The sequence below is a fragment of the Terrabacter sp. LjRoot27 genome (assembly GCF_964254175.1).
Taxonomy (GTDB): Bacteria; Actinomycetota; Actinomycetes; order Actinomycetales; family Dermatophilaceae; genus Terrabacter.
Genome location: NZ_CAXUSS020000001.1, coordinates 4,370,879 through 4,397,480 on the forward strand (window position 1 = coordinate 4,370,879; position 26,602 = coordinate 4,397,480).

21 protein-coding genes are annotated in these 26,602 nt (G+C 74.2%); 11 read left to right on the forward strand and 10 right to left on the reverse strand.

Features of this window, described 5'->3' with window-relative positions; all coding sequences use genetic code 11:
- Positions 1–92: 92 nt before the first annotated feature.
- Genes ACSQ2D_RS20175 through ACSQ2D_RS20195 form a run of 5 tightly spaced genes read left to right on the forward strand, consistent with a single transcriptional unit; the run spans position 93 to position 7,419 of the window.
- Positions 93–1,400, forward strand: a complete 1,308-nt coding sequence (locus ACSQ2D_RS20175; protein WP_435987697.1) for an SWIM zinc finger family protein — start codon at positions 93–95, stop codon at positions 1,398–1,400.
- Positions 1,397–2,917, forward strand: a complete 1,521-nt coding sequence (locus ACSQ2D_RS20180) for a DUF5691 domain-containing protein (protein ID WP_435987698.1) — start codon at positions 1,397–1,399, stop codon at positions 2,915–2,917. The genes ACSQ2D_RS20175 and ACSQ2D_RS20180 overlap by 4 nt, the downstream gene beginning before the upstream one ends.
- Complete coding sequence (locus ACSQ2D_RS20185; RefSeq protein WP_435987699.1) at positions 2,914–4,011, forward strand: ATP-binding protein; 1,098 nt, start codon at positions 2,914–2,916, stop codon at positions 4,009–4,011. Before ACSQ2D_RS20180 ends, ACSQ2D_RS20185 begins: the two co-directional genes overlap by 4 nt.
- A 4-nt stretch (positions 4,012–4,015) precedes the next feature.
- On the forward strand, positions 4,016–6,256 hold the full coding sequence (locus ACSQ2D_RS20190; protein ID WP_435987700.1) for a DUF5682 family protein: 2,241 nt from the start codon (positions 4,016–4,018) through the stop codon (positions 6,254–6,256).
- The gene (locus ACSQ2D_RS20195; protein WP_435987701.1) at positions 6,253–7,419 is read left to right on the forward strand and encodes a VWA domain-containing protein; all 1,167 of its coding nucleotides are present in this window, start codon (positions 6,253–6,255) and stop codon (positions 7,417–7,419) included. Before ACSQ2D_RS20190 ends, ACSQ2D_RS20195 begins: the two co-directional genes overlap by 4 nt.
- Here ACSQ2D_RS20195 and ACSQ2D_RS20200 read toward each other — a convergent pair.
- Positions 7,412–7,825 (reverse strand): RidA family protein, encoded by a 414-nt coding sequence (locus ACSQ2D_RS20200; RefSeq protein WP_435987702.1) that lies wholly within the window; start codon positions 7,823–7,825, stop codon positions 7,412–7,414. The two genes, ACSQ2D_RS20195 and ACSQ2D_RS20200, sit on opposite strands and share 8 nt — an antisense overlap.
- Before the next feature lie 65 nt (positions 7,826–7,890).
- Here ACSQ2D_RS20200 and ACSQ2D_RS20205 point away from each other — a divergent pair, with 65 nt between their 5' ends.
- Positions 7,891–8,526 (forward strand): uridine kinase family protein, encoded by a 636-nt coding sequence (locus tag ACSQ2D_RS20205; RefSeq protein WP_435987703.1) that lies wholly within the window; start codon positions 7,891–7,893, stop codon positions 8,524–8,526.
- Here the strand turns inward: ACSQ2D_RS20205 and ACSQ2D_RS20210 are convergent.
- Positions 8,521–9,330 carry an alpha/beta hydrolase gene (locus ACSQ2D_RS20210; RefSeq protein ID WP_435987704.1) on the reverse strand — a complete coding sequence of 270 codons (810 nt, stop codon included), beginning with the start codon at positions 9,328–9,330 and terminating at the stop codon, positions 8,521–8,523. The genes ACSQ2D_RS20205 and ACSQ2D_RS20210 overlap by 6 nt on opposite strands.
- A gap of 237 nt (positions 9,331–9,567) precedes the next feature.
- The gene (locus tag ACSQ2D_RS20215; RefSeq protein WP_435987705.1) at positions 9,568–10,176 is read right to left on the reverse strand and encodes a thymidine kinase; all 609 of its coding nucleotides are present in this window, start codon (positions 10,174–10,176) and stop codon (positions 9,568–9,570) included.
- Positions 10,177–10,341: 165 nt separating this feature from the next.
- Between ACSQ2D_RS20215 and ACSQ2D_RS20220 the strand changes: the two genes are divergently transcribed.
- Positions 10,342–12,417 carry an FG-GAP-like repeat-containing protein gene (locus ACSQ2D_RS20220; protein WP_435987706.1) on the forward strand — a complete coding sequence of 692 codons (2,076 nt, stop codon included), beginning with the start codon at positions 10,342–10,344 and terminating at the stop codon, positions 12,415–12,417.
- 15 nt (positions 12,418–12,432) lie between these two features.
- Here the strand turns inward: ACSQ2D_RS20220 and ACSQ2D_RS20225 are convergent, their stop codons facing one another.
- Positions 12,433–12,852 carry a hypothetical protein gene (locus ACSQ2D_RS20225; RefSeq protein ID WP_435987707.1) on the reverse strand — a complete coding sequence of 140 codons (420 nt, stop codon included), beginning with the start codon at positions 12,850–12,852 and terminating at the stop codon, positions 12,433–12,435.
- Positions 12,853–13,000: 148 nt separating this feature from the next.
- Here ACSQ2D_RS20225 and ACSQ2D_RS20230 point away from each other — a divergent pair, with 148 nt between their 5' ends.
- Together ACSQ2D_RS20230 and ACSQ2D_RS20235 are read left to right on the forward strand one after the other, a co-directional pair.
- Positions 13,001–14,014 carry an aminoglycoside phosphotransferase family protein gene (locus tag ACSQ2D_RS20230; protein WP_435987708.1) on the forward strand — a complete coding sequence of 338 codons (1,014 nt, stop codon included), beginning with the start codon at positions 13,001–13,003 and terminating at the stop codon, positions 14,012–14,014.
- Positions 14,011–19,548: a carboxyl transferase domain-containing protein gene (locus ACSQ2D_RS20235; RefSeq protein ID WP_435987709.1), complete on the forward strand. Its 5,538-nt coding sequence runs from the start codon at positions 14,011–14,013 to the stop codon at positions 19,546–19,548. Before ACSQ2D_RS20230 ends, ACSQ2D_RS20235 begins: the two co-directional genes overlap by 4 nt.
- A 314-nt stretch (positions 19,549–19,862) precedes the next feature.
- Here ACSQ2D_RS20235 and ACSQ2D_RS20240 read toward each other — a convergent pair whose 3' ends face one another.
- From ACSQ2D_RS20240 to ACSQ2D_RS20260, 5 genes are all read right to left on the reverse strand, one after another.
- Complete coding sequence (locus tag ACSQ2D_RS20240; RefSeq protein ID WP_435987710.1) at positions 19,863–20,567, reverse strand: hypothetical protein; 705 nt, start codon at positions 20,565–20,567, stop codon at positions 19,863–19,865.
- Positions 20,568–20,811: 244 nt separating this feature from the next.
- The gene (locus ACSQ2D_RS20245; RefSeq protein ID WP_435987711.1) at positions 20,812–21,378 is read right to left on the reverse strand and encodes an RNA polymerase sigma factor; all 567 of its coding nucleotides are present in this window, start codon (positions 21,376–21,378) and stop codon (positions 20,812–20,814) included.
- Between the two features lie 51 nt (positions 21,379–21,429).
- Positions 21,430–21,756, reverse strand: coding sequence for a DUF6510 family protein (locus ACSQ2D_RS20250; RefSeq protein ID WP_435987712.1), 327 nt, complete (start codon positions 21,754–21,756; stop codon positions 21,430–21,432).
- Between the two features lie 13 nt (positions 21,757–21,769).
- Positions 21,770–22,525 carry a ferredoxin reductase gene (locus ACSQ2D_RS20255; protein ID WP_435987713.1) on the reverse strand — a complete coding sequence of 252 codons (756 nt, stop codon included), beginning with the start codon at positions 22,523–22,525 and terminating at the stop codon, positions 21,770–21,772.
- Positions 22,495–23,094, reverse strand: coding sequence for a sulfite oxidase-like oxidoreductase (locus ACSQ2D_RS20260; RefSeq protein WP_435987714.1), 600 nt, complete (start codon positions 23,092–23,094; stop codon positions 22,495–22,497). Before ACSQ2D_RS20260 ends, ACSQ2D_RS20255 begins: the two co-directional genes overlap by 31 nt.
- A gap of 116 nt (positions 23,095–23,210) precedes the next feature.
- Here ACSQ2D_RS20260 and ACSQ2D_RS20265 point away from each other — a divergent pair, with 116 nt between their 5' ends.
- A complete protein-coding gene (locus ACSQ2D_RS20265) occupies positions 23,211–24,014 on the forward strand; it encodes an enoyl-CoA hydratase/isomerase family protein (RefSeq protein ID WP_435987715.1) in 804 nt (267 codons plus the stop codon).
- Positions 24,011–25,549, forward strand: a complete 1,539-nt coding sequence (locus ACSQ2D_RS20270; protein ID WP_435987716.1) for an acyl-CoA synthetase — start codon at positions 24,011–24,013, stop codon at positions 25,547–25,549. Before ACSQ2D_RS20265 ends, ACSQ2D_RS20270 begins: the two co-directional genes overlap by 4 nt.
- A gap of 14 nt (positions 25,550–25,563) precedes the next feature.
- Here the strand turns inward: ACSQ2D_RS20270 and ACSQ2D_RS20275 are convergent, their stop codons facing one another.
- Positions 25,564–26,538: a YdcF family protein gene (locus ACSQ2D_RS20275; RefSeq protein ID WP_435987717.1), complete on the reverse strand. Its 975-nt coding sequence runs from the start codon at positions 26,536–26,538 to the stop codon at positions 25,564–25,566.
- Positions 26,539–26,602 lie beyond the last annotated feature (64 nt).

A 26,602-nucleotide genomic window follows, 5' to 3' on the forward strand; every position in this document is an offset into this window, starting at 1 on the left:
TGCTGGCACGAAACGGACATATCGGCGCGTCGAGGCAGCACGTGCCCCATCAGCCCCCGGGTGTGGGAGGTGTCGGTCATGATGTGCGGGTCATGACGCGATGGACTTCCCAGCAGGTGGCCGGCCTGGCTCCCGACGCCTCGTCGCTGGCCGCTGCCCGCAGGCTCGCGCGCCCGGGACCCTGGTCCGACACGGGCTCCACCGAGACGTTGCTCTGGGGCAAGTGCCAGGGCTCGGGCAAGACGCCCTACCAGGTGAGCATCGACCTCACCGGACCCGCGTTCCGCTGCTCGTGCCCGAGCCGGAAGTTCCCGTGCAAGCACGGGCTCGCGCTCCTGCTCCTCTGGGTCGACGGGTCGGGGTCGGTGGCTGACGCCGCCGAGGCCGCAGGGTTCGCGCAGGAGTGGGCGGCCGAGCGCTCGGCGCGGGCCGAGGCGAAGGCCGCCGGTGACGCCGCCCGTCCCGCGCGGACACCCGACCCCGCTGCGGCGGCGAAGCGGCTCGAGGAGCGGCTCGCCCTCATGGACGACGGCATGGACGACTTCGCGCGCTGGCTCACCGACCTCGCGCGCAGCGGCACGGCGGCCGCCCGGCACCAGTCCTACGCGTGGTGGGACGGCACGGCGGCGCGCCTCGTCGACGCGCAGCTGCCCGGCCTCGCCGACGACGTGCGCTCGGTCGGCGGCGCCGTGAGCGGTCGCGCCGACTGGGCCGAGCGGCTGCTCGTCGCCCTCGGCCGGTGGTGGACGGCCACCCGGGCCTGGTCCGCGCGCGACTCGCTCGGCGAGGCTCGGCTGGGCGACCTGCGTGCCTATCTCGGCTGGTCGACGAGCACCGAGTCGGTGCGCCGCGCCGACGCCGTGGCCGATCGCTGGCTCGTCCTCGGCGCCCACCGCAGCGACGACGGCCGCCTCCAGCAGCAGCGCACGTGGCTGCGCGGGACGTCGACCGGCGAGACGGTGCAGGTGCTCGACTTCGCGGCCGGCGGCCAGGTGCTGCCGGTCGCGCGGGTGGTCGGCTCGAGCCTCGACGCCACGCTCGCCCGCTACCCGGGCGCCGCCGTGCGCCGTGCCCTCTTCGTCGACGAGCCCACCGTCTCCGACGGCGACGTGCGTATGCCGTCCGGCGCGTCCCTGGACGACGCGCGGTCGGCGGCGGCCGAGGCCTGGGGCCGCAACCCGTGGGCTCGGCGGATCCCCGTCGTCCTCGACGACGTGCGCGTCGGCGTCGACCGGGTCGTCGACGCGGACGGGGCGAGCGTCGCCCTCACCGACGACGCCGACGTGTGGTCGCTGCTCGCCCTGACCGGGGGCAATCCCGCGCGCGTCTTCGGGGAGCTCGAGGAGGCGCGGCTGCGGCCGCTGACCGTCGTGGTCGACGGCGAGGTGGTGGGGCTGTGAGCGACCTCGACACGTGGTGGCGCGACGTCGGCAACGCCGCCCTGCTGGGCACGGCCCGCCGGCCGGCGCCCGCCCTCCCGGACCTCGGCCGGGCCGGCGTGCTGGGCCGTCCGGGCGGCTCGTCCCGGGAGGAGGCCCTCCTCGACGCCGCCGCGCTGGGTGGCGCGGCCCTGCGCGCGGGGCGCCGCCTCGACCACGCCGACCCACCCGACGCCGCGCCCGACGACCGCCGTCCGGTCGCGCCGCGGCGAGCCGTCCAGCTGCTCGAGCTCGTCATGACCCAGCCCCCCGCCGGGGCCCAGCAGCGCACCGGCCTGCTCGTGCACTGGCTGCGGGCCGCCGACGACGCCGGCTGTCGCGTGCCGCACGCCCTGTTGCCGACGCTGCTGGCGCTCGCCACCGGGACGCGCGGGCTGCGCCGTCCGACGGCGGCCGTCCTCGACGAGCGCGGACGCTGGCTGGCCGGCCTGCGCGACGAGTGGTCGTGGGTCGCCGACGCGTCCGCGGGCGCAGAGGCGCGCGCCCTATCGCGCACCGAGGGCGCGGTCCGCGACCCGCACGACTGGGCACGGCTGCCCGCGACCGACCGGGTCGCCGTGCTCGCCGCCGTGCGGGCCCACGACCCGGCCGCCGCGCGCGAGCTCGTCCGCTCCACGTGGGCCACCGATGCAGCGCGCGACCGTCGCGCCCACCTCGACGCCCTGCGCGTCGCCCTCGGTCCCGACGACGAGCCCCTCCTCGAGGACGGCCTCGACGACCGTGCCGGCGCCGTGCGCGAGGCCGCGGCCGAGCTGCTCGACGCCCTGCCGGGCTCGGCCCGGGCCGCCCGCATGGCCGCGCGGCTGGGACCACTCGTCCGGCGCTCCGGCCTGCTCGGCCGCGGCGTCGAGGTCACCCTCCCCGACGAGCCGGACGCGGCAGGCGTGCGCGACGGCCTCGGCAAGCCTCCACCGCGGCGCTCGGCCCGCGGGTGGTGGCTCGAGCAGATCTGCGCGGGAGCACCGCTCGAGGTGTGGGCCGAGCTGACCGGCGCCGGCCCGTCGGCGACGGTGGGGCGCCTCACCGACGCGCAGGCGACCGACGCGCTGGCCGGCATACGCCGTGCCGTGCGGGCCCGCCGCGACCCCGAGTGGGCAGCGGCCCTGCTCGACCGTGGCTGGGACGCTGCGCTCGTGCCCGCCCTGCCCCGCGAGCTCCGCGAGCGCGTCGTCCTCCGGCGCGTCGACGCCACGACCGAGCGCGTGCACGAGATCGCGGCGGTCGTCGGCTCCGTCGACCCACCGTGGTCGCCCGACTTCAGCGTCGCGCTCGTGTCGCGGCTGCGCGCGTCGAAGGTCGGCTCGGCGATGGTCGTCGCGTCGATGCCGCACCTGCTCGTCGGGCTGCACCCCGCAGCGCTCGACCCCCTCGAGCGCTGGATCGAGTCGACCGGCGCCGACCAGACCCTGATGACCAACCTGCGCAACCTGCTCCAGTTCCACTCCGTCCAGCGATCGATCACCGAGGCCTTCAGATGAGCGAGTCCCCCTCTCCCACCACGGTCCTGCGGGCCCACGCCGAGCACGCGTATGCCGCCGAGCTGGCTGCGCTCGCCGCCTCGGACGACCGGCCCCGCCCGCCGCGCTGGCGGCTCTCGCCGTGGGCCGTCACGACCTACCTGCTCGGCGGCACGCTCGACGACGGCACCGAGATCACGCCGAAGTACCTCGGGTCGCGGCGGCTCATGGAGGTCGCGGTCGCTTCGCTCGCCACCGACCGGGCCCTGCTCCTCCTCGGCGTCCCGGGCACGGCCAAGACGTGGGTCAGCGAGCACCTCGCGGCCGCCGTCAGCGGCTCGTCGACGCTCGTCGTCCAGGGCACGGCGGGCACGCCCGAGGAGTCGCTGCGCTACGGATGGAACTACGCGCGCCTGCTCGCCGAGGGGCCCACGCGCGGGGCCCTCGTGCCGAGCCCGGTCATGCGGGCCATGGAGACGGGCACCCTCGTACGCATCGAGGAGCTGACCCGCATCCCGGCCGACGTGCAGGATGCCCTCATCACGATCCTGTCCGAGAAGCACCTGCCGATCCCCGAGCTCGATTCCGAGGTGCAGGCGCAGCAGGGCTTCAACGTCATCGCCACCGCCAACAACCGCGACAAGGGCGTCAACGACCTCTCGTCCGCGCTCAAGCGGCGCTTCAACACCCTGGTGCTGCCCCTGCCCGACACCCTCGCGCAGGAGGTCGAGATCGTCCGCACGCGCGTCGACTCGCTGGGCCGCTCCCTCGAGCTGCCGCCCGGTCTCGAGTCGCTGGCCGAGATCGAGCGCGTCGTCACGATCTTCCGCGAGCTGCGCTCGGGGGTCACCGCCGACCAGCGCACGACCGTCAAGTCGCCGTCGGCCACGCTGTCGACCGCCGAGGCCATCTCGGTCATGACCAACGGGCTGTCGCTCGCGGCCCACTTCGGCGACGGCGTCGTCCGCGCCGACGACGTCGCGGCCGGCCTCGTCGGCGCAGTCGTCAAGGACCCGGTCCAGGACCGCATCGTCTGGCAGGAGTACCTCGAGACGGTCGTCAAGGACCGCACCGAGTGGACCGACCTCTACCGCGCGTGCCGCGAGCTCGGCTGAGCGCGTGAGCAGTCCCGCGAGAGACGTCCGCGTCGAGGTGCTCGGCGTCCGGCACCACGGTCCGGGCTCCGCGCGGTCGGTCGCGCGCGCCCTCGACGAGCTGCTGCCCGACGTCGTCGTCATCGAGGGACCCCCCGAGCTCGACGCGCTCGTGCCGCTCGCCGCCGATCCCGACCTCGTGCCGCCCGTGGCCGGTCTCGTCTACGCCGTCGACGAGCCGAGGCGGGCGGCCTTCTACCCGTTCGCCGTCTTCTCCCCCGAGTGGGTGGCGTTGCGCTGGGCGCTCGAGCACGGGGTCGACGTCCGCTTCGCCGACCTGCCTGCGACTCACCACCTCGCCGACAGCCCCGACCCTGCCGACGGCCCGGACGACGCGCCGCGGCGACCGACGCGCAGGCTCGACCCGATCTCGGCCCTGGCGTCGGCCGCGGGCTACGACGACCCCGAGCGCTGGTGGGAGGACGCCGTCGAGCACCGCCGCACCTCGTCCCTCGCCCACTTCGCGCACCTGCGCGAGGCGATGCACGGAGTCCGTGGCGACCTCGAGGTCGACGACGACGCGCTGCGGGAAGCCTTCATGCGCAAGGTGATCCGCGCCGAGATGCGCGGCGGCCGCCAGCGCATCGCCGTCGTGTGCGGCGCCTACCACGCCCCCGCCCTCGACCCCGCCAGCTTCCCGCCCGCCAGCCGTGACAACGCGCTCATGAGAGGGCTGCCCAGGATCAAGGTGGCCGCCACGTGGGCCCCGTGGAGCTCAGAGCGCCTGTCGTATGCCAGTGGCTACGGCGCCGGGGTCCGCTCGCCCGGGTGGTACCACCACCTCTTCGTGACCCCCGACGACGAGGTCGTGCCGTCGTGGTTCGTCCGCGTAGCGCGAGCGCTGCGCGGCGAGGACCTCGACGCGTCGACGGCGTCCGTCTTCGAGGCAACGCGGCTCGCAGGCGCGCTCGCCGCCGTGCGCGGCCGGCCCTCGGTCGGGCTCGCGGAGCTGACGGACGCTGCCCGGGCCGTGCTCACCGAGGGGTCCGACCTGCCCCTACGGCTCGTCGACCGCACCCTCGTCATCGGTGAGCTGCTCGGCCGGGTGCCCGAGTCGACCCCGATGGTGCCGCTCGCCGGCGACCTCGCGAGGCAGCAGAAGACCTTGCGGCTCAAGGCGTCCGCCACCGCCACGGTCGTGCAGCTCGACCTGCGCCGCGAGTCGCAGCTCGCCCGCTCGGTGCTGCTGCACCGCCTCGCGGTCCTCGACGTGCCGTGGGGCACGCAGGTCGACGCCGGCCGCACGACCGGCACCTTCAAGGAGGCCTGGGAGCTCGAGTGGACACCCGAGCTGGCCGTGGCCGTCATCGAGGCCAGCCTCCACGGCACGACGGTCCGCAGCGCCGCCGAGTCCCGCATCGCCGAGCAGGCGCGCGAGGCCGCCGACCTCGGGGTGCTGGGGCGGCTCATCGAGGAGTGCCTGCTCGCCGACCTGTCCGAGGGGCTGCGCGCCGTCGTCACCGCGCTCGCCGAGCGCACGGCCCGACAGCACGACACCCGGGCCCTGCTCGAGACCGTCGAGCCGCTCGCGCGCACGTGCCGCTACGGCGACGTGCGCGGGGTCGACGTCGCCGACGTGGCGCACGTGCTCCAGACCGTCGTCGTGCGCGCGTCCGTCGGGCTGCGCGCCGCGTGCTCCAGCCTCGACGACGACAGCGCGGCCGCCATGCGCACGGCCGTCGAGGCGGCGCACCGCGGCGTGGCGCTCGTCGACCGCGACGACCTCCGCGACCCGTGGACCGAGGCGCTCGTGAGCGTCGGTCGCGACGAGGCCATCCACGGCGGCGTCGCAGGGCGCGTCAACCGCCTGCTGCTCGACGGCGGGCACCTCACGCACGACGAGGCGGCAGCTCGCCTCAGCCGCCGGCTCTCCCCCGGCACCCCGGCCCCCGCTGCCGCGGCGTGGCTCGACGGCTTCCTCACCGGCGAGGCCCTGCTCCTCATCCACGGCGACGACCTGCTCGCGATCATCGACGAGTGGCTCGTCGACGCGTCCGAGGAGGCCTTCGAGGACCTCCTGCCCCTCGTGCGCCGCACCTTCTCGCGCTACCAGCCCGCAGAACGGCGCCTCATCGGGACGCACCTGCGCGACCTCGCGAGCGGCACGCACACCACCCCCTCGTCGACGGACTCGCTCGACCTCGACCGGGCCGCCCCGGCCATCGCCGCGGTCGCTCGCCTGCTCGGGATGGAGGTCGCGTCATGACCGACCGCGACCGGCTCACCCGGTGGCGGCTCGTCCTCGGCGGCGAGCAGTCCGACGGCATCGGCGAGGGGGCGACCCTCGACGCCGACGACCTCAAACGCGACGAGGCACTGCGCGAGCTCTACGACGGCGAGCGCCGCAGCGGCCTCGGGGCGTCCGCGCCACGGGTGGCCCGGTGGCTCGGCGACATCCGCGGCTACTTCCCGTCGTCGGTCGTGCAGGTCATGCAGCACGACGCGATGGACCGCCTCGGGCTGACCCAGCTGCTCCTCGAGCCCGAGCTGATGGAGGCCGTGCAGCCCGACGTCAACCTCGTCACGACGCTCGTCGGGCTCGGCCGCGTCATCCCCGAGCGGTCCCGCGCCACGGCGCGGGCGGTCGTCCGCGTCGTCACCGACGAGCTCGAGGAGCGGCTGCGCTCCGAGACGGTCCAGGCCGTCAGCGGCGCGCTCAACAGGGCAGCCCGCACCCGGCGCCCCAAGGCCTCCGACATCGACTGGAACCGCACCATCGCGGCCAACCTCAAGCACTACCAGCCCGAGCACGGGACGGTCGTGCCCGAGCGGCTCGTCGGCCACGCCCGGCGGGCGCACCGCGTCGAGCGACGGATCATCCTCTGCATCGACCAGTCCGGCTCGATGGCCGAGTCCGTCGTCTACTCCAGCGTCTTCGGCGCGGTGCTGGCCTCGCTCCGGTCGGTCGAGACGCGGCTCGTCGTCTTCGACACCGCCGTCGTCGACCTCACCGACGAGCTCGACGACCCCGTCGACGTGCTCTTCGGCGTGCAGCTCGGCGGCGGCACCGACATCAACCAGGCGCTCGCCTACTGCGAGGGCCTCATCGAGCAGCCGGGCGAGACGATCCTCGTCCTCATCAGCGACCTCTACGAGGGCGGCATCGCCGAGGAGATGGTGCGTCGCGCGTCCTCGATCGTCGCGTCCGGCGCGACGATGGTCGCGCTGCTCGCGCTCAGCGACTCGGGTCGCCCGAGCTTCGACGCCGACCACGCCGCCGCCCTCGCCGCCGTCGGGGTGCCGGCCTTCGCGTGCACCCCGGACAAGTTCCCCGACCTCATGGCGACGGCCATCGAGAAGCGCGACATCACGGCGTGGGCCGCCGCCAACGACATCGTCACCACCCACGAGGCCGACCCGGCTACCTGAGTGCGGCGACGGCCTCGATCTCGACGAGCTGGTCGGGGTAGCCGAGGACGGTGACGCCGTGCAGCGTGCTCGGCACCTCGTGCTCGCCGAAGGCGTCGTGGACGACGGTCCACGCCGCCACGAGGTCCTCCCGGACGGTCGTCGCCACGAGGACGCGCGTGTAGGCGACGTCCCCCAGCGTCGCGCCGGCGGCCTCGAGAGCGGTCACGAGGTTGTCCACGCACTGTCGGGCCTGGGCCGCGATGTCGCCGGGCGCCACGGTCGCACCGGACCCGTCGAGGGGGCAGGCTCCCGCCGTGAAGACGAGCCGGGCTCCGGCGTCGGTCGTCGCGGCGTACGCGTAGGGCGCGATGTCGGTCAGGGCGGCGGCCCTGACGAGGCGGACGGCGCTGGTGGGTCGGCTCATGGCCAGGACGCTAGTGCGCGAGCCGACCTGACGTGGGCGGCGCGGCCGGACGGCATACTCACGCCATGCGACTGCACCCCGAGGAGACCGAGGCCGGCCCGTGGAGCCCCGTCGACGACGGAGCGCTGGCGGCGCTGCTGGGGAGCCTGCTCCCCGCCGGGCGGGGCGTGCTGCTCGTCGACGGCCGGTCGGGGTCGGGCAAGACGACCTTCGCCGAGCGGGCCGCGGCGCTCCTCGGCGGGGCGGTGGTCCACACCGACGACCTCGCCTGGCACCACGACGCGGTCGCGTGGGACGACCTCGCCCTCGAGCACGTCATCGGGCCCTGGCGGCGCGGCGAGGTCGTCGACCACCGCCCGCCGGGGTGGGTCGCGAAGGGGCGCGACGGGTCGGTCACCGTCCCCGAGGGCGTACGCGTGCTCGTCCTCGAGGGGGTCGGCGCGGGCCGCGCGTCGCTGGCCCCGCACGCCGACGCGGTGGTCTGGGTGCAGGCCGACCGTGACGAGGCGCGCGAGCGCGGGCTGCGCCGCGACGTCGAGCTCGGCCGCACCCGAGAGGAGGCCGAGCGCTTCTGGGACGAGTGGATGACGGCCGAGGAGCCGTTCCTCGCCGACGACCGGCCATGGGACAGCGCCGACCTCGTCGTCCGCGGCGACGCAGGCGGCTGGGTGGCGGCGGCACGGGACGGTCCTCGGTCATGACTGCAGGGCGCGCTCGAGCGTGCTCCTGATCATCGTGGGCCAGTCGTCGGGCTCGGGCACGATCCGGAGCTCGGCCTGCGACGACAGGGCGAGCACCCGGCGCTGGTACTGCCTCCAGACGCCGTCGATCGCGGCGGCGTCGACCGCCGCCGGCCACGGCTGCGCCTGCGCGTCGACGAGGTCGTAGAGCGGGGTGGACGTCGCCGGCAGCCGTTCGTAGGCCGTCCACGAGGCCGGGTCGAGGCTCTCCTTGTTCGTCGCGACCGTGTTGTAGCGGTCGAGGTCGGCCCAGAGGGTGCTCAGCTCGGGGTCGCCCGGGTCCTTCGGCGGCAACAGCCTGAGCAGGGCGCCGGAGGGTCCGGAGTAGCCCGGAGGGACGGGGTCGAGGAGCACGACCGCCCGGGCGTCGGACTCGTGCCGGCTCACCCACGTCAGCGCGATCGGGGCGGCCATCGCAGGGCCCACGACGACGACGGGCCGGCTCAGCCCGAGCCCGGAGATGACGCCGTCGAGGTCGTCGGCGAGCGTGGCGAAGGTCTGGCGGTCCGGCACCGAGTCGCTCCGGCCGATCCCGAGACGGTCGTAGACACAGACGCGGCTGCGCGCCGCGAGGGTCTGCGGGATCGTGCCCCACGCGTCGTCCATGGCCCGTCCGTAGTCGGCCACGAGGACGACCGACGGGCCGCTCCCGGCGCAGCGGGCCTTGAGGTGGTGACCGGCCACGACGACGTCACGCTCGGGCTCGAGCGTCGGGGTGGTGGCTGCGCTCGGGGCCCTGGCTGCGCTCGCGGTCGTCGGGCTCACGAGGCCGCCCGCGGAGGTACAGCCCGAGAGGGCTGGTCCCAGCGCGATCAGAGCCGCGGCGGTCAGCCACCTCAGGCCATCTCCTGCTCCGGTCCGGCGCGCGTGTCCGGTCGTGGTTCCCATCTCGGCCTCCCTCTGCGAGAGCGAGGGCGTTGCGTCCTCGACCCGAGGATGACCGTTCGCCGGGACGATGTCTGTGCGCGCGGCGACACCCGGCCGCGGCTGCGCGTCGCCGGGTCAGGACGACGCGGGCCGGACGAAGCAGGAGCGGCAGCGCGCCTCGTAGGTGAAGGTGCCGTCGTCGGGCAGCGCCTCGGAGCCGCCGAGGTGGTCGAGGAACGGCTCGCCGGAGCGGAGCACCTGCGTGTGCGTGGCGCTGAAGTCGCGGCACTGGTCGCACACCGCGCGGCGGTAGGTCACGGTGTCGGGCCCGAGCTCGAGCAGCGCCCGGACCGGCGCGAAGAGCTCGCCGCGGTGGTCGAGGTCGATGCCCGCGACGACGACCCGGGTGCCGCGACGCAGCAGCCGGTCGACGACCGCGACGTCGTCGAGGTCGAACATGTGCACCTCGTCGACGGCCACGACGTCGAGTTGCTCGTCGAGGGCCTCGTGCAGGCTCGTGACCTTCGTCGTGGCGAGGACGCCACCGCTGCGGGAGGTGACGCCGGTGTCGCGGACGTGCCGCTCCGACTGGTAGACGCGGTGCCGCACGCGCGTGAACTGCAGGGGTGACAGCAGCGAGATGAGTGCGAGGCTCTTGCCCGACTTCATCGGCCCCAGGACGACGTCGAGCGACACCTCGGACGCGGTGCGGACGGCCTGTCTGACGTCGTCGATCGTGGTCACCGCGGAACCGTACCGACTCGGGCCGACAGCCCGACGACGGACCCGCCGCACGAGAGCCCGGGCCGCCGTGCTTTCGCCGCGGTTCCCGAGACGTCACCGTGTCGCCGCGGGATGCTGGGTCGCATCGGGGGCACTGTCCGGACCACGGACAGGATGAGCCCTTCCGTGAGGTCAGCCATGCCGATGAAGCGCATCGCACCAGCCCTGCTCGTCGGGGCACTGGCGGCACCAGCCGCGTGCTTCGCCGCGGCGCCCGCCGCCGCTGCCTCCGAACCCGGAGCGACGATCCGGGCGAGCGTCAGCACGACCGGCGCCACGGCCACCGGCTCCTACGCGACTCCGGGCCTCCAGCGCGATGTCGTGTTCGCCTCGACGTCCTCCACGCTGACCTCCGGGGACACCAACGGGGTGTCGGACATCTTCCTGCGCTACGACGGCCGCACCCTGCGCCTGCCCGACTGGCAGCTGAACGGGCCGAGCAGCGAGCCGGCCCTCGGTCATGACGTGGTCGTCTTCTCGTCGAGGGCCACCAACATCGGCGCCGACACGAACGGCGTCCAGGACGTGTTCCTCTGGCAGGAGGAGAGCGGAGGCGCCTTCCGGGTCAGCGTCTCGGACGCCGGCGGTCAGGCCGACGGAGCGAGCGGGGACCCGTCGATCAGTGACGGCAACCTCCTCTTCGACCCCGTGTCGGTGGCGTTCACGTCGACGGCCACGAACCTCGTCGCCGGAGACACGAACGGCTCCGCGGACGTCTTCGTCAGGGACCTGAAGAACCGGCGGACGACGAGGGTGAGCGTGGCCGGCGACGAGAGCCAGGCCGACACCGGAGCCAGCTCCCACCCCGCGATCAGCTCGGACGGACGCTACGTCGCCTTCACGTCGACAGCGTCCGAACTCGTCGCCGGTGACACGAACGGCAGGGCCGACGTCTTCGTCCGCGACCTCACGGCCGGGACGACGAGCCGGGTCAGCGTCGACGACGCCGGCGGTCAGGCGAGCGGAGCCAGCACCGACCCGAGCATCAGCTGGGACGGCCGCTACGTCGCCTTCGCCTCGACGGACCCGGCTCTGGCCGACGGCGTGGGCACGAGCACGTCGGACGTCTACGTCCGTGACCGCGTCACCGGCACGACCCGCCGGGCGAGCAGGTCGAGCTCGGGCCAGCCCGCCGACGGTCCGTCGACACAGCCGGCCCTGAGCGGCGACGGGCTCCACGTGGCCTTCACCTCAGCCGCCGACAACCTCGTCGCTGGCGACACGAACGGTCGCCGGGACGTGTTCCTGCGCGACGTCACGACCAACACGACGACGAGGGAGAGCGTCTCCTCCACGGGTCTCCAGTCGCGCAGCGACAGCCACTCCCCGTCGGTGGAGTTCACGGGCAGGTCGGTGGCCTTCGTGGCCGAGGCCGGCGGCGGGCTCGTCCCGGGCGACACGAGCCAGGGCGTGCTCGTGCGCGAGGACCAGGCTCCGCCCACCCCCTTCGGCGACTTCGACGCCGACGGCCTCTCCGACGTCGTCGCCCGCACCGCCACCGGCCAGCTCAACCTCTACCGCGGCACGGGCTCGGGGCTGGCCCCGCCCCTGCGCATCGGCGCGTCGGGGTGGGGCGGCATGAGCGCGGTGACGAGGCTCGGCGACGTCGACGGCGACGGGTTCGAGGACGTCCTGGCCAGCGAGAGCGCCACGGGCCGGTTGTGGCTCTACCCCGGCAGGCGGACGTCCTTCGCGCCGCGGGTCCTCGTCGGTGCGAGTGGCTGGAACGGGATGCGCGAGATCACCGCGGTCGGGGACCTCGACGTCGACCACCGTGCCGACGTCCTCGCGGTCCAGTCGTCGACCGGCGACCTCTACCTCTACCCCGGCAGGGGCTCGGGGTTCGCGCCCCGTCGCCTCGTCGGTCACGGGGGCTGGAACGCCATGGACGAGCTGACCGGCGTCGGGGACCTCGACGGCGACGGTCGCAACGACCTCGTCGCTCGCCGCCCCTCGACCGGAGAGCTGTGGCTCTACCCGGGCAACCTGGCCGGCACCGGCTTCGCTCCACGGCAGCGGATCGGGCTCGGCTGGAACGGGATGCGCGACCTCGTCGGCATCGGGGACTTCCGCCGGACCGGGAACGTCGACCTCGTCGCGGTCCAGAACAACACGTCGAAGCTGTACGTCTACGACTGGGGACAGTTCCGGAGCCAGCCGTCCGGGAGCGGCTTCACGTCGGCCCTGCGGCCGCTGCTCTGAGCGACGCGGCGCGGGTCAGCGGCCGTAGCCGTTGGCGCCCCGGATCACGTTGTCGGTGCACGCGTCGACGGTGCCCGACGTCGTCACCTGCCCCACGAGCTCCTTGGCGTGGCCGGCGGCCCGGGCCTGCGCGCCGATGAGCCAGCACAGCGTCGGGTCGGTCTCGGTGGACGGCACGGACACGTCCACCGTCCCGACCTGCGACCGGAGCATCCGGAACTGCTCGTCCTGGTGGTTCACGAACCACAGCCAGCCGATGGCGTTGGCGACGACGAGCAGGAGCACGAGTCCCACGCTCACCGGGCGACCCAGCGGGCGCTCCACGCCGGTGAGCGGCGAGTCCGGGCCGCGCTGCCCCGGCTGCCCCGGCAGCCCCGGCTGCCCGAGCCCGTCGGGAGCCTCGCCCCGCGTCGCGCTGGTCACGGTCTCGTCCATGTGCTGCCCCTGTCGGCCGTGGCGCTCCCCTGCGCCGGTGAGGCGCAACCTACTCCGCACATCGGCCCCCTGCGCGGTGAAGCCGTCGCATCCCGGCGCTCGGGAAACCCGGTCGCCAGGAGCTGCGCGCACCGCCTAGCGTGCCGGGATGCCGATGCACGACGACGAGGTCCGCGCGACGCCCGAGCTGGTCGAGCGGTTGCTCGCCGAGCAGTGCCCGCAGTGGGCCGGGCTGCCCGTGACGGCTCTGCCCGACGACGTCGAGGGCACCGACAACGTCCTCTTCCGGCTCGGCGACGCCCTCGTCGTGCGGATGCCGAAGGTCGAGTGGGCCGCCCAGCAGGCCGACTCCGATGCCCGGTGGCTGCCCCGGCTCGCCCCGCACCTCCCGGTCACCGTGCCGGTGCCCGAGCACGTCGGCCGCCCGTCCGACGACTACCCGTGGGCGTGGTCGGTCGTCCCCTGGGTCGAGGGCGAGACGCCGCCGCGCCTCGGCTCCGACGACGTCCCGCTCGCCCGTGACCTCGCCGCCTTCGCCCTCCGGCTGCGGCAGATCGACGCCACGGGCGGCCCCACCAAACCACCGGGCTCGCGCGGCACCCCGCTCTCCCACGTCGACGACGCGGCGCGCGCCGGCCTCGAGCGACTGCGGGGCCACGACGACGGCCTCGACCTCGACGCCGCCGAGCGCGCCTGGGACACGTGCGTCTCGGCTCCGGACTGGGACGGCGACCCGGTGTGGATCCACGGCGACCTCCAACCCGGCAACCTCGTCGTCGACGGTGGGCACCTCGCCGCCGTCATCGACTGGGGCGCGCTCGGCGTCGGCGACCCGGCCCCGGACGTCGCCGCCGCGCTGTGGACCTTCACCGGTGCCGCGCGAGCGGCCTACCGTGACGCCGTCGCCCCCGACGACGCCACGTGGGTGCCTGCGGCTGGGCGCTCGCCCCGTCCCTCACCGGTATCGACTACTACCGCCACACCTTCCCGCGGATGGCCGAGCACGGCCGACAGATGGTCCGCGCCGTCGTCGCCGAGCTCGCCTGACCGAGCGACCGGACCACGCACCCGACGACTCCGCGCCTGTCTACTCGCCGGTCACCGGGCAGGCGTGGAAGGCTGCAGGGTGCGACACCACCCCCGTCTGAAGGAGCACCGATGATCTCGCGCATCGCCATCGTGAACCGAGGCGAGGCCGCCATGCGGCTCATCCACGCGGTGCGGGACCTCAACGCTGCCGCGGGCCGCGACGGCCACCGCATCGAGACCATCGCCCTGCACACCGAGGGCGAGCGGCGGGCGATGTTCGTGCGCGAGAGCGACCACGCATACGACCTCGGGCCGGCGTCCGCGCGTCCCTACCTCGACCACGCCGTCCTCGAGCGCGCCCTGCGCGAGACGAAGGCGGACGCGGCGTGGGTCGGCTGGGGCTTCGTTGCCGAGGACCCGGCCTTCGCCGAGCTCTGCGAGCGCGTCGGCGTCACCTTCATCGGCCCGAGCCCCGACGCGATGCGCAAGCTCGGCGACAAGATCGGCAGCAAGCTCATCGCCGAGGAGGTCGGCGTGCCCGTCGCGCCGTGGAGCCGCGGCGGCGTCGACACCCTCGAGGACGCGACGGCCGCGGCCGCGCGCATCGGCTACCCCCTCATGCTCAAGGCTACCGCCGGCGGTGGTGGCCGCGGCATCCGTCGCGTCGACTCCGACGCCGACCTCACCGACGCCTACGAGCGCACCCGTGACGAGGCGCAGCGCGCGTTCGGCTCGGGCGTCGTCTTCCTCGAGAAGCTCGTCACCGGCGCCCGCCACATCGAGGTCCAGGTCATCGCCGACGGCCAGGGCAGCGCGTGGGCCGTGGGCGTGCGCGACTGCTCGGTGCAGCGCCGCAACCAGAAGGTCATCGAGGAGTCCGCCTCGCCCGTGCTCAGCAGCGAGCAGGAGGACGAGGTGCGCACGAGTGCCGAGCGCCTCGCCATCGCCGTGGGCTACGCCGGGGCCGGCACCGTCGAGTTCCTCTACCACCCGGGCGAGCGCTTCTTCGCCTTCCTCGAGGTCAACACCCGCCTCCAGGTCGAGCACCCGATCACCGAGGTCGTCACCGACACCGACCTCGTCAAGCTCCAGATCCACGTCGCGAACGGCGGCCGCCTCGACGACCTCCCCGGCGGGCGCCCCACCCAGCGCGGCCACGCCGTCGAGGCCCGCCTCAACGCCGAGGACCCCGACCGCGACTTCGCGCCGAGCCCCGGCCACATCAGCCTGCTCCAGTTCCCCGCCGGCCCCGGCATCCGCGTCGACACCGGTGTGGGAGAAGGCGACTCGATCCCCGCCGACTTCGACTCGATGATCGCCAAGATCATCGCCCACGGCCGCGACCGCGACGAGGCGCTCGCCCGCCTGCGCCGGGCCATGGCCGAGACGACCGTCGTCATCGACGGCGGCTCGACGAACAAGAGCTTCATCCTCGACCTGCTCGACCAGCCCGAGATCATCGACGGCTCGGCCGACACCGGCTGGATCGACCGCGTCCGCGCCGAGGGCCGCCTCGTCTCGCACCGCCACTCCGGCGTCGCGCTCGTCGCCGCCGGCATCGAGGCCTACGAGGACTCCGAGGCCATCGAGCGGGCCCGCCTGCTCGAGTCGGCCCGCGGGGGCCGCCCGCAGGTGCAGCACACGGTCGGCCGCGCCATCGACCTCAAGCTGCGCGGCACGGCATACAAGGTCATGGTGCTGCGCACGGCGTCGCACCGCTACCGCGTCTCCATCACGAACGGCGGCGACGAGCACGTCGTCGACGCCACGCTCGACCGCATCGACGAGTATGCCGGCCGCATCGTCGTCGAGGGACGCGCGCACCGCCTCGTCACCGCCACCCACGGCCCCGTCCACCTCGTCGAGGTCGACGGCGTCACCCACCGCGTGTCGCGCGACGAGGGCGGCGTCGTGCGCTCGCCCGCGCCCGCGCTCGTCGTCGCGACCCCCGCCGCCGTCGGCGACGAGGTCGCCGCCGGCGCCCCGGTGCTCGTCCTCGAGTCGATGAAGATGGAGACGGTCCTCCCGGCCCCCTTCGCCGCGCGCGTGCGCGAGCTGCTCGTCAGCGTCGGCAGCCAGGTCGAGACCGGCGCACCCCTCGTGCGCCTCGAGCCCACCGGCGACGAGGCCGAGGTCGCCGAGGCCGCGGCCACCGAGACGGTCGACCTCGACCTGCCCGACTCGAGTGCCGGGCACGCGAGCGTGGGCGAGCGCGTCGACCGCGGCATCGAGGACCTCTCCGCGAGCGTCCTCGGCTTCGACGGCGACCCGAGCGGCGACCGCCGGATGCTCAGCGGCTACCTCGCGGCGCGCGACGAGCTCGCCGCGAGTGGCACCATCCCGCTCGCCGAGGAGATCGCCGTCCTCGACCTGCTCACCGACTTCGCCGAGCTGAGCCGCAACCGCCCGGCCGCCGAGGAGCGCCACACCGAACTGCTCGTGCACAGCCCGCGCGAGCACTTCCACTCCTACCTCCAGAGCCTCGACGTCGACCGGGCCGGCCTCTCGGCCGACTTCCGCGACAAGCTCGCCCGCGTCCTGCGCCACTACGGCGTCACCGACTTCGAGCGCACGCCCGACCTGGAGGAGGCGGTCTTCCGCATCTTCCTCGCGCAGCAGCGCTCGGCGCCCGAGGTCCAGCTCGCGACGTCGATCCTCCAGCGCTGGCTCGCCGAGCCCATCCCGGCGGCGCCGCTCGACGCCGCAGCCCGCGAGGCGCTCGACCGGCTCGTCGTCGCCACCCAGCTGCGCTTCCCCGTCATCGGCGACCTCGCCCGCAGCGTCCGCTTCCGCTGGTTCGACCAGCCGCTCGTCGACGAGGAGCGCCAGAGCGTCCTCGCCGGCGTCCGCGACAAGCTGGCCTCCCTCGCGGCCGAGCCCGAGGCACCGGACCACACGGCCCGCATCGACGAGCTCGCCGCGATCCCCGAGCAGATCGTCCGCTTCCTCACCGAGCGCCTCCACGAGGAGGCTCCGGAGCGGCTGCCCGAGCACGAGCCGATGCTCGAGGTGCTCATCAAGCGGCACTACCGCGAGCACGAGCTGCACGGCCTGCGCACCTTCTCCGAGGGTGACCGGCCCTTCGCCGTGGCCGACTACACGCTCGACGGCCGTCCGACGCACCTGACGTCGACGATCGGCGGGGTCGACGAGCTCGTGCCGGGCAGCCCGCTCGACGCGGCCGTCTCCAACGACGTGTGGTCGCGCGCCACCGGGCTCCAGTCCGTCGTCGACCTCTACCTGCGCTGGCCGCAGGAGCCCGAGTCGCCCGACGCCGCGAGCGAGCAGCTCGGCGCGCTGCTCCAGCAGCTGCCCTTCGCCCAGGACGTACGCCGGGTCGCGGTCGCCGTCAGCGCCGGCCAGGGGCGCCCCGTCGGCTACTTCACCTTCCGCCCCGTCGACGGCACGCTCGTCGAGGACCGCCTCGTCCGAGGCGTGCACCCCATGGTCGGCCGCCGCCTCAACCTCTGGCGCCTCACGTCCTTCGACGTGACGCGCCTCGAGGCGCCCGAGGACGTCCTGCTCTACGAGTGCATCGCCAAGGACAACCCCGACGACCACCGCCTCGTCGCCCTCGCGCAGGTGCGCCAGATCGTCGTCGTGCGCGACGAGTCCGGCCAGGTGTCGGGCCTGCCGCACGTCGAGCGCGCCATCGCCAACTGCCTCGAGGCGATCCGCCGGGTCCGGGCGAGCCGCGGCGCCAAGGGCTCCCGGCTCGACATGAACCACGTGTGGGTGCAGATCTGGCCGACCATCGAGGCCGACCTCGGTCAGCTGACGGCGCTCCAGAGCAAGATCGCCCCGGTCACCGCCGGTGCCGGCATCGAGGAGGTCCTCGTGCAGGCGCAGGTGGCCGGCGCACCCGGCGAGGCCCCCGCCCCGATCGCGGGCCGATTCTTCTACCAGCCCGGATCGGGCGTCACCGGCTCTCTCGGCGCACCGCCCACCGAGCCGCTCAAGCCGCTCGACGACTACGCGTCCAAGGTCGTCCGGGCCCGGCGCCGCGGGCTCGTCTACCCCTACGAGCTCCAGTCGATGATCGCCGGCGACGGCGGCACGGTCGTCGAGCACGACCTCGACGACTCGGGCACGCTCGTGCCGGTCGACCGCCCGCAGGGCCTCAACAAGGCGGGCATCATCGTGGCCGTCGTCAGCTCGCCGACGGTGCGGCACCCCGAGGGCGTCACCCGTGTCGTCCTCTCGGGCGACCCGCTCCGCTCGCTCGGCTCCGTCGCCGAGGCCGAGTGCGCCCGCGTCATCGCGGCCATCGACCTCGCGGAGCGCCTGCAGGTGCCGCTCGAGTGGTACTCCCTCTCCGCCGGCGCGCGCATCTCGATGGACTCCGGCACCGAGAACATGGACTGGGTGGCCCGCGCCCTCAAGCGGATCATCGAGTTCACCCAGGCGGGCGGTGAGATCAACATCGTCGTGGCCGGGATCAACGTCGGTGCACAGCCCTACTGGAACGCCGAGGCGACGATGCTCATGCACACCAAGGGCATCCTCGTCATGACGCCCGACAGCGCCATGGTCCTCACCGGCAAGCAGTCCCTCGACTTCTCCGGTGGCGTCTCGGCCGAGGACAACTTCGGGATCGGCGGCTACGACCGCGTCATGGGTCCCAACGGCCAGGCGCAGTACTGGGCCAAGGACCTCGCGGGTGCCCGCGCCATCCTCATGGCGCACTACGAGCACGCCTACGTCAGCCCGGGCGAGTCCGGTCCGCGCCGGGTCACGACGAGCGACCCGTCGCACCGCGACGTGACGCTCTACCCGCACGAGCTGGCCGACTCCGGCTTCAAGACCGTCGGCGACATCTTCAGCTCGCTCACCAACCCGGACCGCAAGAAGCCCTTCGACATCCGCACCCTGATGCGGGCCGTCAGCGACCAGGACCACGAGCCGCTCGAGCGCTGGGCCGGCATGGCCGACGCGGAGACGGCCGTCGTGCAGGACGCCCACCTCGGTGGCATCCCGGTCACCCTCATCGGCATCGAGTCCAAGTCGGTGCCGCGCCGCGGCTTCCCGCCCACCGACGGCCCCGACACCTACACGGCCGGCACGCTCTTCCCGCGGTCGAGCAAGAAGGTGGCGCGCGCCATCAACGCCGCGAGCGGCAACCGCCCGGTCGTCGTCCTCGCGAACCTCTCGGGCTTCGACGGCTCACCCGAGTCGATGCGCAGCCTCCAGCTCGAGTACGGCGCCGAGATCGGCCGGGCCATCGTCAACTTCGACGGCCCGATCGTCTTCACCGTCGTCTCCCGCTACCACGGTGGTGCGTTCGTCGTCTTCTCCAAGACGCTCAACCCGCGGATGACGGTGCTCGCCGTCGAGGGGTCGTTCGCGTCGGTGCTCGGCGGTGCCCCGGCGGCGGCCGTCGTCTTCTCGCGCGACGTCGACGCCCGCACGGCGTCCGACCCGCGCGTCACCGAGCTCGAGGCCGCGCTGGCGCAGGCCACGGGGGTCGAGCGCGCCCGCCTCGCCACCGAGCTCGCCGAGCTGCGCACCTCGGTGCGCGCCGAGAAGCTCGGCCAGGTCGCCTCGGAGTTCGACGCGGTGCACAGCATCCACCGCGCCGTCTCGGTCGGCTCGGTCGACGCCGTCATCGACGCGCACGACATGCGTCCGCGCATCATCGCTGCCATCGAGGCCGGCCTGCAGGGCTGACAGGGGTGTGTGGGCGTGCGCGAAGTCGCGCGCGCCCACACGACACGCAGGGGAGCACATGCGCAGCACCACGCAGGAGTTCGTCGACCGTGCCCGCGCGGCAGCCGAGGGCACGCCGTATGCCGTCGCGGAGCGCCCCTAGCTACGGCATCACCGACGTCGAGCAGGGGGCGGCCTCGTCGTCGGCATCATCGCCATCGTCCTCACCGTGGGCGTCTTCGCGGCCATCGGCATCAACGCCCTGCTGCGCTGAGCCGCCGGCGACTGGGCGTGCGCCGAGCCCCCTCGGCACACGCCCAGCACCCTCCTCGGTCTCAGCGACCGACGGTCCCACCCGGCTCAGCACTCCCGGCGCTCGGCGGCACCGGCGTGCCGGTGGTCGCGGACGTCGTCGCGGACGTCGTCGCTGACGTCGTCGGTGACGTCGTCGCGGCACCGGACGTCGGTGTCGCGGACCCCTGGCCGTTCGGGGCCGGGCTCGCGCTCCCGGTAGACGCTCCGCCGGGGCTCCCGGTCTCCTTGCCGCTCGGCTCGTCTCCCGGCTTGTCGGGCTTGTCGGGCTTGTCGGGCTTGTCGTCGGGTTGCTTCGTCGGCTTCCCGGTCGCGTGGCCGGTGGTCTTGCCCGCACCCTTGCCAGCACCCTTGCTGCCCGAGGCACCCGGGGCCGGGATGTCGGCGCAGAACGCCGCAACCTTGCTCGCGCCGCCGGCGGCCCTGACGAGGTTGGTGAAGGCCACCGACCCCTCGGCGTTGCCCTGCGCGCCGGCGTTGTGGGACCGGGCCTTCCAGGCCGTGCAGAGGCCCCGCCTGGCGGGCCCGTTCGCGTCTGGCCCCTGAGGGGTTGCCGTCGTGCTGACCGCGGCCGGCCGCGGCTGGGCAGGTCCGACGACACCTGCCGGAAGCTGGGCTCCGCTCGGCACGTGCGTGGAGACGAGCACGACCGTGCCGACGCCGACGAGCCCTGCGGCCACTCCACCCAGGGTGGCGCCGAGCTTGGCGCCGAAGGCTGTCGCGAACATCGTCCGTCTCCTCGTTCTCGTCCGCTGGTGCGCGACCCGGGACCGGAGCTCGACCAGCGCCGGGCCCATGCCCTCGAGCTCACGCTCGGTCGGCTCGGCCGTCAACGCCCGGATCACCGGGGCGAGCGAGAGGTCGCGCAGTCTGTCGCGTTCCTGCTCGTCGCGATGCGGTCCGGTCAGCGACCCGGGAGCGCCCTCAGAGCGCTCTCGTCGGTTCCCTCGGTGCCACCAGTTCGTGCCCATGTCACTCACGAAGCGCTGCGACGTCGGCCGGCGTTACACCTGCCGGGGCGACGAGGTCGGCGAGCGTGCGCAGACCCCGGTGGCAGGCGACCCGGACTGCACCGGGCGTGCGCCCCAGCACCTCCGCCACCTCGCTCACGGGCAGGCCGGCCACGACCCTCAGCAGCACCACCTCGGCCTGCAGCGGCGGAAGCTGCCGCACGAGCGCCACGGCGTCCTTGGTCGACAACGAGTCGACGACGACGTCCGCGCAGTCGGGGACCGTCACGATCCATGCGGTCGGCCGCCCGAGCCGGGCCTCCCGTCCCCGTCTGCGGGCAGCATCGACCGCCCTGCGGCGTGCCGTCGTGAAGACCCAGGCACGCCATCCCGTCTCGTCACCCGTGAAGGTATCGAGTCCCCTGACGACGGTCAGCCACGTCTCCGCGGCGACCTCGTCAGCGGCGTCTCCCCCAAGACTCAGGTAGCGCAGCAACGGTGGGTTGAGGTCGCGCCACAACCGTGCGAACTCGGCCTCGTCACCGTTCCGTGCGCCGGCGAGGACGTTCTCGAACTCCGCGCCGATCACGCCAACAGTGTGGACCGCGCCAGAGACGGGTGACCCGGTTTCACCGGAATGTCACGGACGACCGGGATCCCGCGCCGCGGGGACGGAAGGCGGACGCGGGGTCGGCACGCGCAGCGACGTGACACCGCCGAGGTCGAGCCACACCGCGTCGGGGGTGCGCACGACGCGGACCAGCACGTCGTCGCAGCCCGGGCACCGACCGACGAGGCCCGGCTCGGGCCCGTAGACCCGCAGCGTCGCGACCTCCGAGTCCGCTCCGCAGCCGCGGCAGCGGACGACGGCCACGGTGACGTCGAGCGCGAAGAGCTCCGAGAGCGGGCCGGCCATGAGGTTGCCGTCGTAGTCCGCCGTGGGCCCTGGTCCACCGGGGGTCGTCATGGGAGGTCCTCCTTCACGGGCCGCTCGGCCCGAATCGCTCTGTCCTGATGCGGTCGGCCGCGTGTCCGAGCGCGACGAGCAGGTCGGCCGCGCCCTCGACGAAGCCGGTCGGCCCGCACACGTAGCAGGTGGGCGCGTCCTCCCCCGCCCAGCCGGGAGCGACGAGGTCGGACGCGTGCAGCCGACCGACGGGACGTGCGTCACCGTCGGGGGCCCGGCGCGTGTGGACGAGCCGGACCTCGATGCCGTCGGTGGCGGCGAGTGCCGCGAGCTCGTCGCGGTAGATGACGTCGTCGGGCTCGCGGACCGAGTAGACGAGGCGGAAGGGGGGCGAGCCACCGTCCCGCGCCCGGAGCATCGCCATGAGCGGGACGATCCCCGAGCCACCGGCCACGAGCATCACCGGCTCGGGCTGCCCTGTGCGCCAGACGAACCAGCCACCAACCGGCCCGCGCAGGCGCACGGCGTCGCCGACAGCCAGCCCGTCGGCGAGGAAGGTCGACACCTCGCCGTCGGGGACCCGCTGGACGGTCAGCTCGACGCGGGCGCCGCGCTCGGGCGCCGAGACGGAGTAGCTCCGCGTGGCGGTGTAGCCGTCGGGCGCCGTGAGCCGCACGTCGACGTGCTGCCCCGGCAGGTGCCCGGGCCACCCGTCGACATCGAGGACGAGCGTCACGGCGCTGTCGGTCTCGGGCCGCCGCTCGACGAGCGTGGCCTCCCGCCAGGCGCGCCGGGCGCTCAGTCCCCCTGGTACCGCTGCTCGCGCCATGGGTCGCCGTAGTCGTGGTAGCCGAGCTGCTCCCAGAAGCCGGGGGCGTCCTCGAGCATCAGCTCGATGCCGCGCACCCACTTGGCCGACTTCCAGAAGTAGAGGTGCGGCACGAGCAGCCTGGCGGGGCCGCCGTGCTCGGGCCGGAGGTCGTCGCCGTCGTAGCCGTAGGCGACCCAGGCCTGCCCGTCGAGGAGGTCCTCGAGCGGCAGGTTCGTCGTGTAGCCGCCGTAGCTGTGCACGAGGGCGAAGTCCGCGGCGGTCTCGACGTCGGCGAGGAGCGTGTCGAGCGAGACACCCCGCCACTCGGTGTCGAGCTTGGACCAGCTCGTCACGCAGTGGATGTCGACGGTGACGGTCTCGGCCGGGAGGGCCATGAGCTCGCTCCACGACCACGTGTGGCGAGTGCCGTCCTCGGCCGCGACCCACAGCTCGAACTCGTCGTGGTCGACGTTCGAGGTCGGCCCCGCCGAGAGCACCGGGAAGTCCCCGGTGAGGTACTGCCCAGGAGGCAGCCGCTCGTCACGGCCGCGCGGGCGACCCTGGAACCCTCGCGTCACGAAGTCCATGCCCAGTCACTGTACGGGCCCTCGGACCGGGCCGGACGGCATACGCGAGCGGTCGTCCGAACGGGCTCCGGGCGACGCCCCTCCCCAGGACGGCTCCCGCGAGGCAGGATGAGCCCGTGACGACGACGGTGCCGCTCCTGTCGGTGTCGGACGGCGTGGCCACGATCCGGCTCGCGCGACCCGACGCCGGCAACGCCGTGGACCTGCCGACCGCCATCGCCCTGCGCGACGCGGTCGGCGCCATCGCGAGTGCCGCCCCGCACGTGCACATCGTCGTCCTTCGGGCCGCGGGGCGGCTCTTCTGCGCCGGCGGCGACGTGCGCGCCATGGCTGCCGCACCCGAGCGCCGGGCCTTCGTCGCCGAGCTGGCCGGCGTGCTGCACGCGGCTCTCGACGCGCTGCGCGCGCTGCCCGTCCCTGTCGTCGCCGTGGTCCAGGGTGCTGCGGCCGGTGCGGGCGTGGGCCTCGTCCTCGCGTCCGACATCGTGCTCGCGGCCGACCACGCGACGTTCGTCGCGGCCTACCCCGGCGTCGGCCTGTCGCCCGACTGCGGCGTCAGCGCCCTGCTGCCCGGCGCGGTCGGCGCGCGACGGGCCGCGCTCTTCCTGCTGACCGGCACGCCGATCGACGCGGCGACGGCGCTCGACTGGGGTCTCGTCTCCGAGGTGTGCACCGCCGAGGACCTCGACGCCCGCGCCGGTGAGGTCGTCGCCGCCATCGCCGCCCTCCCCCGCGAGGCCGTCGGCGAGACGGCCCGCCTGCTGCGCCTGGCCGGTGAGCGGCCGTATGCCGTCCAGCTCGCCGACGAGGCAGCGACCATCGCGCGCCTCGCCGCGGGCGCGGAGGCCGGCGCCCTCCTCGCGGCGTTCGCCGCGCCGGCCCGACCCCACGACCGCCCGACCCCGGGAGACACCCCATGAGCGTCACCACGTCCAGCACCGTCGACGACATCGTCCGCCGCAGCGCGTCCCGGCACCCCGAGCGGGTGGCGCTCGTCTTCGAGGACCGCACGTGGACGTATGCCGCCCTCGACGACGCCGTGTCCCGCGCGGCGGCGCACCTGCTGGGTCTCGGGCTGGCCGCCGGCGACCGGGTCGCGACGGTCGGGGTCAACTCCGACGCCTACCTGCTCGCCTACCTCGGCTGCGCCCGCGCCGGGCTCGTCCACGTCCCGGTCAACTACGCGCTCACCGGCCCCGAGCTGACCTACCTGCTGCGCGACTCGGGCGCCCGGGTCGCGCTCGTCGACGTCGCGCTGCGCGCCGGTGTCGAGGCCGTGCGCGCCGACACCGACCTCGAGCAGGTGCTGCTGCTGCACGGCGGCGACGACGCCGTGCTGCCGGGCTGGAGCGAGGGCGACGTGCCCGTGCTCGACGTCGAGACGCGCGACACCGACCTCGTCCAGCTGCTCTACACGTCGGGCACGACGTCCCAGCCCAAGGGCGCGATGATGACGCACCGCGCCCTCGTCCACGAGTACGTCTCGTGCATCGTCGGTCTCGACCTGGGCGAGGACGACGCCCCGCTGCACTCGATGCCGCTCTACCACTCCGCCCAGATGCACGTCTTCCTCCTGCCCTACCTCGCGGTCGGCGCGACGAACCACCTGCTGACGCGGCCCGACGTCGCGACGATCCTCGAGCGCGTCGCCGCGCACGGCATCGGCTCGCTCTTCCTCGCACCCACGGTATGGGTGCCGCTCTCGAACCACCCGGCCCTCGACACGGCTGACCTCAGCTCGCTCCGCAAGGCGTACTACGGCGCGTCGATCATGCCGGTGCCGGTGCGCGACCGGCTCCAGCAGCGCCTGCCCGGTCTCGGCTTCTGGAACTGCTTCGGCCAGTCCGAGATCGGCCCGCTCGCCACGGTGCTGCGGCCCGAGGAGCATGCCGAGCGCCCCGAGGCGTGCGGCCGCACGGTGCTCTTCGTCGAGGCCCGCGTCGTCGATCCCGAGGGCACCGACGTCGCCGCCGGCGAGCCGGGCGAGCTGCTCTACCGCTCACCCCAGCTGTGCACCGGCTACTGGGGCAAGGGCGACGCCACGGCGGAGGCCTTCCGCGACGGGTGGTTCCACTCCGGCGACCTCGTGACGCGCGACGAGGCCGGCTACCTCACCGTCGTCGACCGCATCAAGGACGTCATCAACACCGGTGGCGTCATGGTCGCCTCGCGCGAGGTCGAGGACGCGCTCTACACGCACCCGGCCGTCGCCGAGGTCGCCGTCATCGCGACGCCGCACGAGCGATGGGTCGAGGCCGTCACCGCCGTCGTCGTCCTGCGCGACGGCCAGTCCGTGACCGAGACCGAGCTCGTCGACCACGCCCGCGCGACCCTCGCACCCTTCAAGCTGCCCAAGGCGATCCACTTCGTCGACGAGCTGCCCCGCAACCAGAGCGGCAAGCTGCTCAAGCGGGTGCTGCGCGACGATCTCGCGCAGGAGGCCACCACCGCCTGAGGGGTGCGGTCCGCTCAGCCGGGCAGGACGGCATACGCGAGGTATGCCGTCCAGGCCACCCACGCGGCCAGGCCGGCGAGGTTGGTGCGCGGGTGCAGCGTCAGCGCGGCGAGGAACTCGCGCAGGAAGGCGCTCGGCAGGAAGTACCACGCCGTCGGGCCGCCGGTGACGTCGGCGTCGATGCCGAGGCGGCGGGCCAGCAGCGCCGCACGCCCGACGTGGAAGTTGCTCGTCACGACCCGCAGGTGGTGCTCGACGTCGAGCCCGCGCGCGCGCAGGATCTCGCGGGAGAGCAGGAGGTTCTCCTCCGTCGTCGTCGCGCGGTCCTCCGTCGCGAGCGACGCCGGGGGTATGCCGTGGGCCACGAGGTAGGCGGTCATGGCCACGCCCTCGGCCATCGGCTCGTCGTCGCCCTGGCCGCCGCTCGGGACGAGGAGCACGTCGTGGCCGCGGTCGCGCTCCTCGCGCCACGCATCGGCCGCGGCGTCGAGCCGGTGGGCGAGCAGCCGCGGGACCGTGCCGCCGACGAGACCGGAGCCGAGGGCGACGACGGCCGCCGGGTCGGGACGCGGGCGGTGCCGCCGGTAGGTGAGGCAGTAGAGCGCGAAGCTGACGAAGGCGAGCCCCGGGTAGCCGGGCAGGAGCAGCACGACGACGGCGGCGGGCGTCAGGGTCGTCGGCGGCGCGCCGAGCAGCCCGACGCCGAGCACCGTCGCGGCCAGCATCGCGACGCCGATGACGAGCGCGACGACGTTGAGGAGGCCGCGAGCCTGGGGCAGCACCATCCGGACGCCGTTGCCGACGAAGAGGAGGCCGAGCACCGCCGCCCCGAGCCACGGCAGCAGCAGGACGTGCACGAGCGACGTCGCCGCCCACAGCGCTCCGAGGAGCAGCACGCCGACGCGCCAGCGGCGCGGTTCGGTGCGCGAGAGACGGACCGCGAGGGCCAGGAGCGCCGCGACGAGGACGAGGTCGACAAGCGGGCGCATGCGACGAGCATGCCCTCCCGGGTGCCCCGTCACGAAACCGACTGGTGCCCGGGGTGTCCGGACC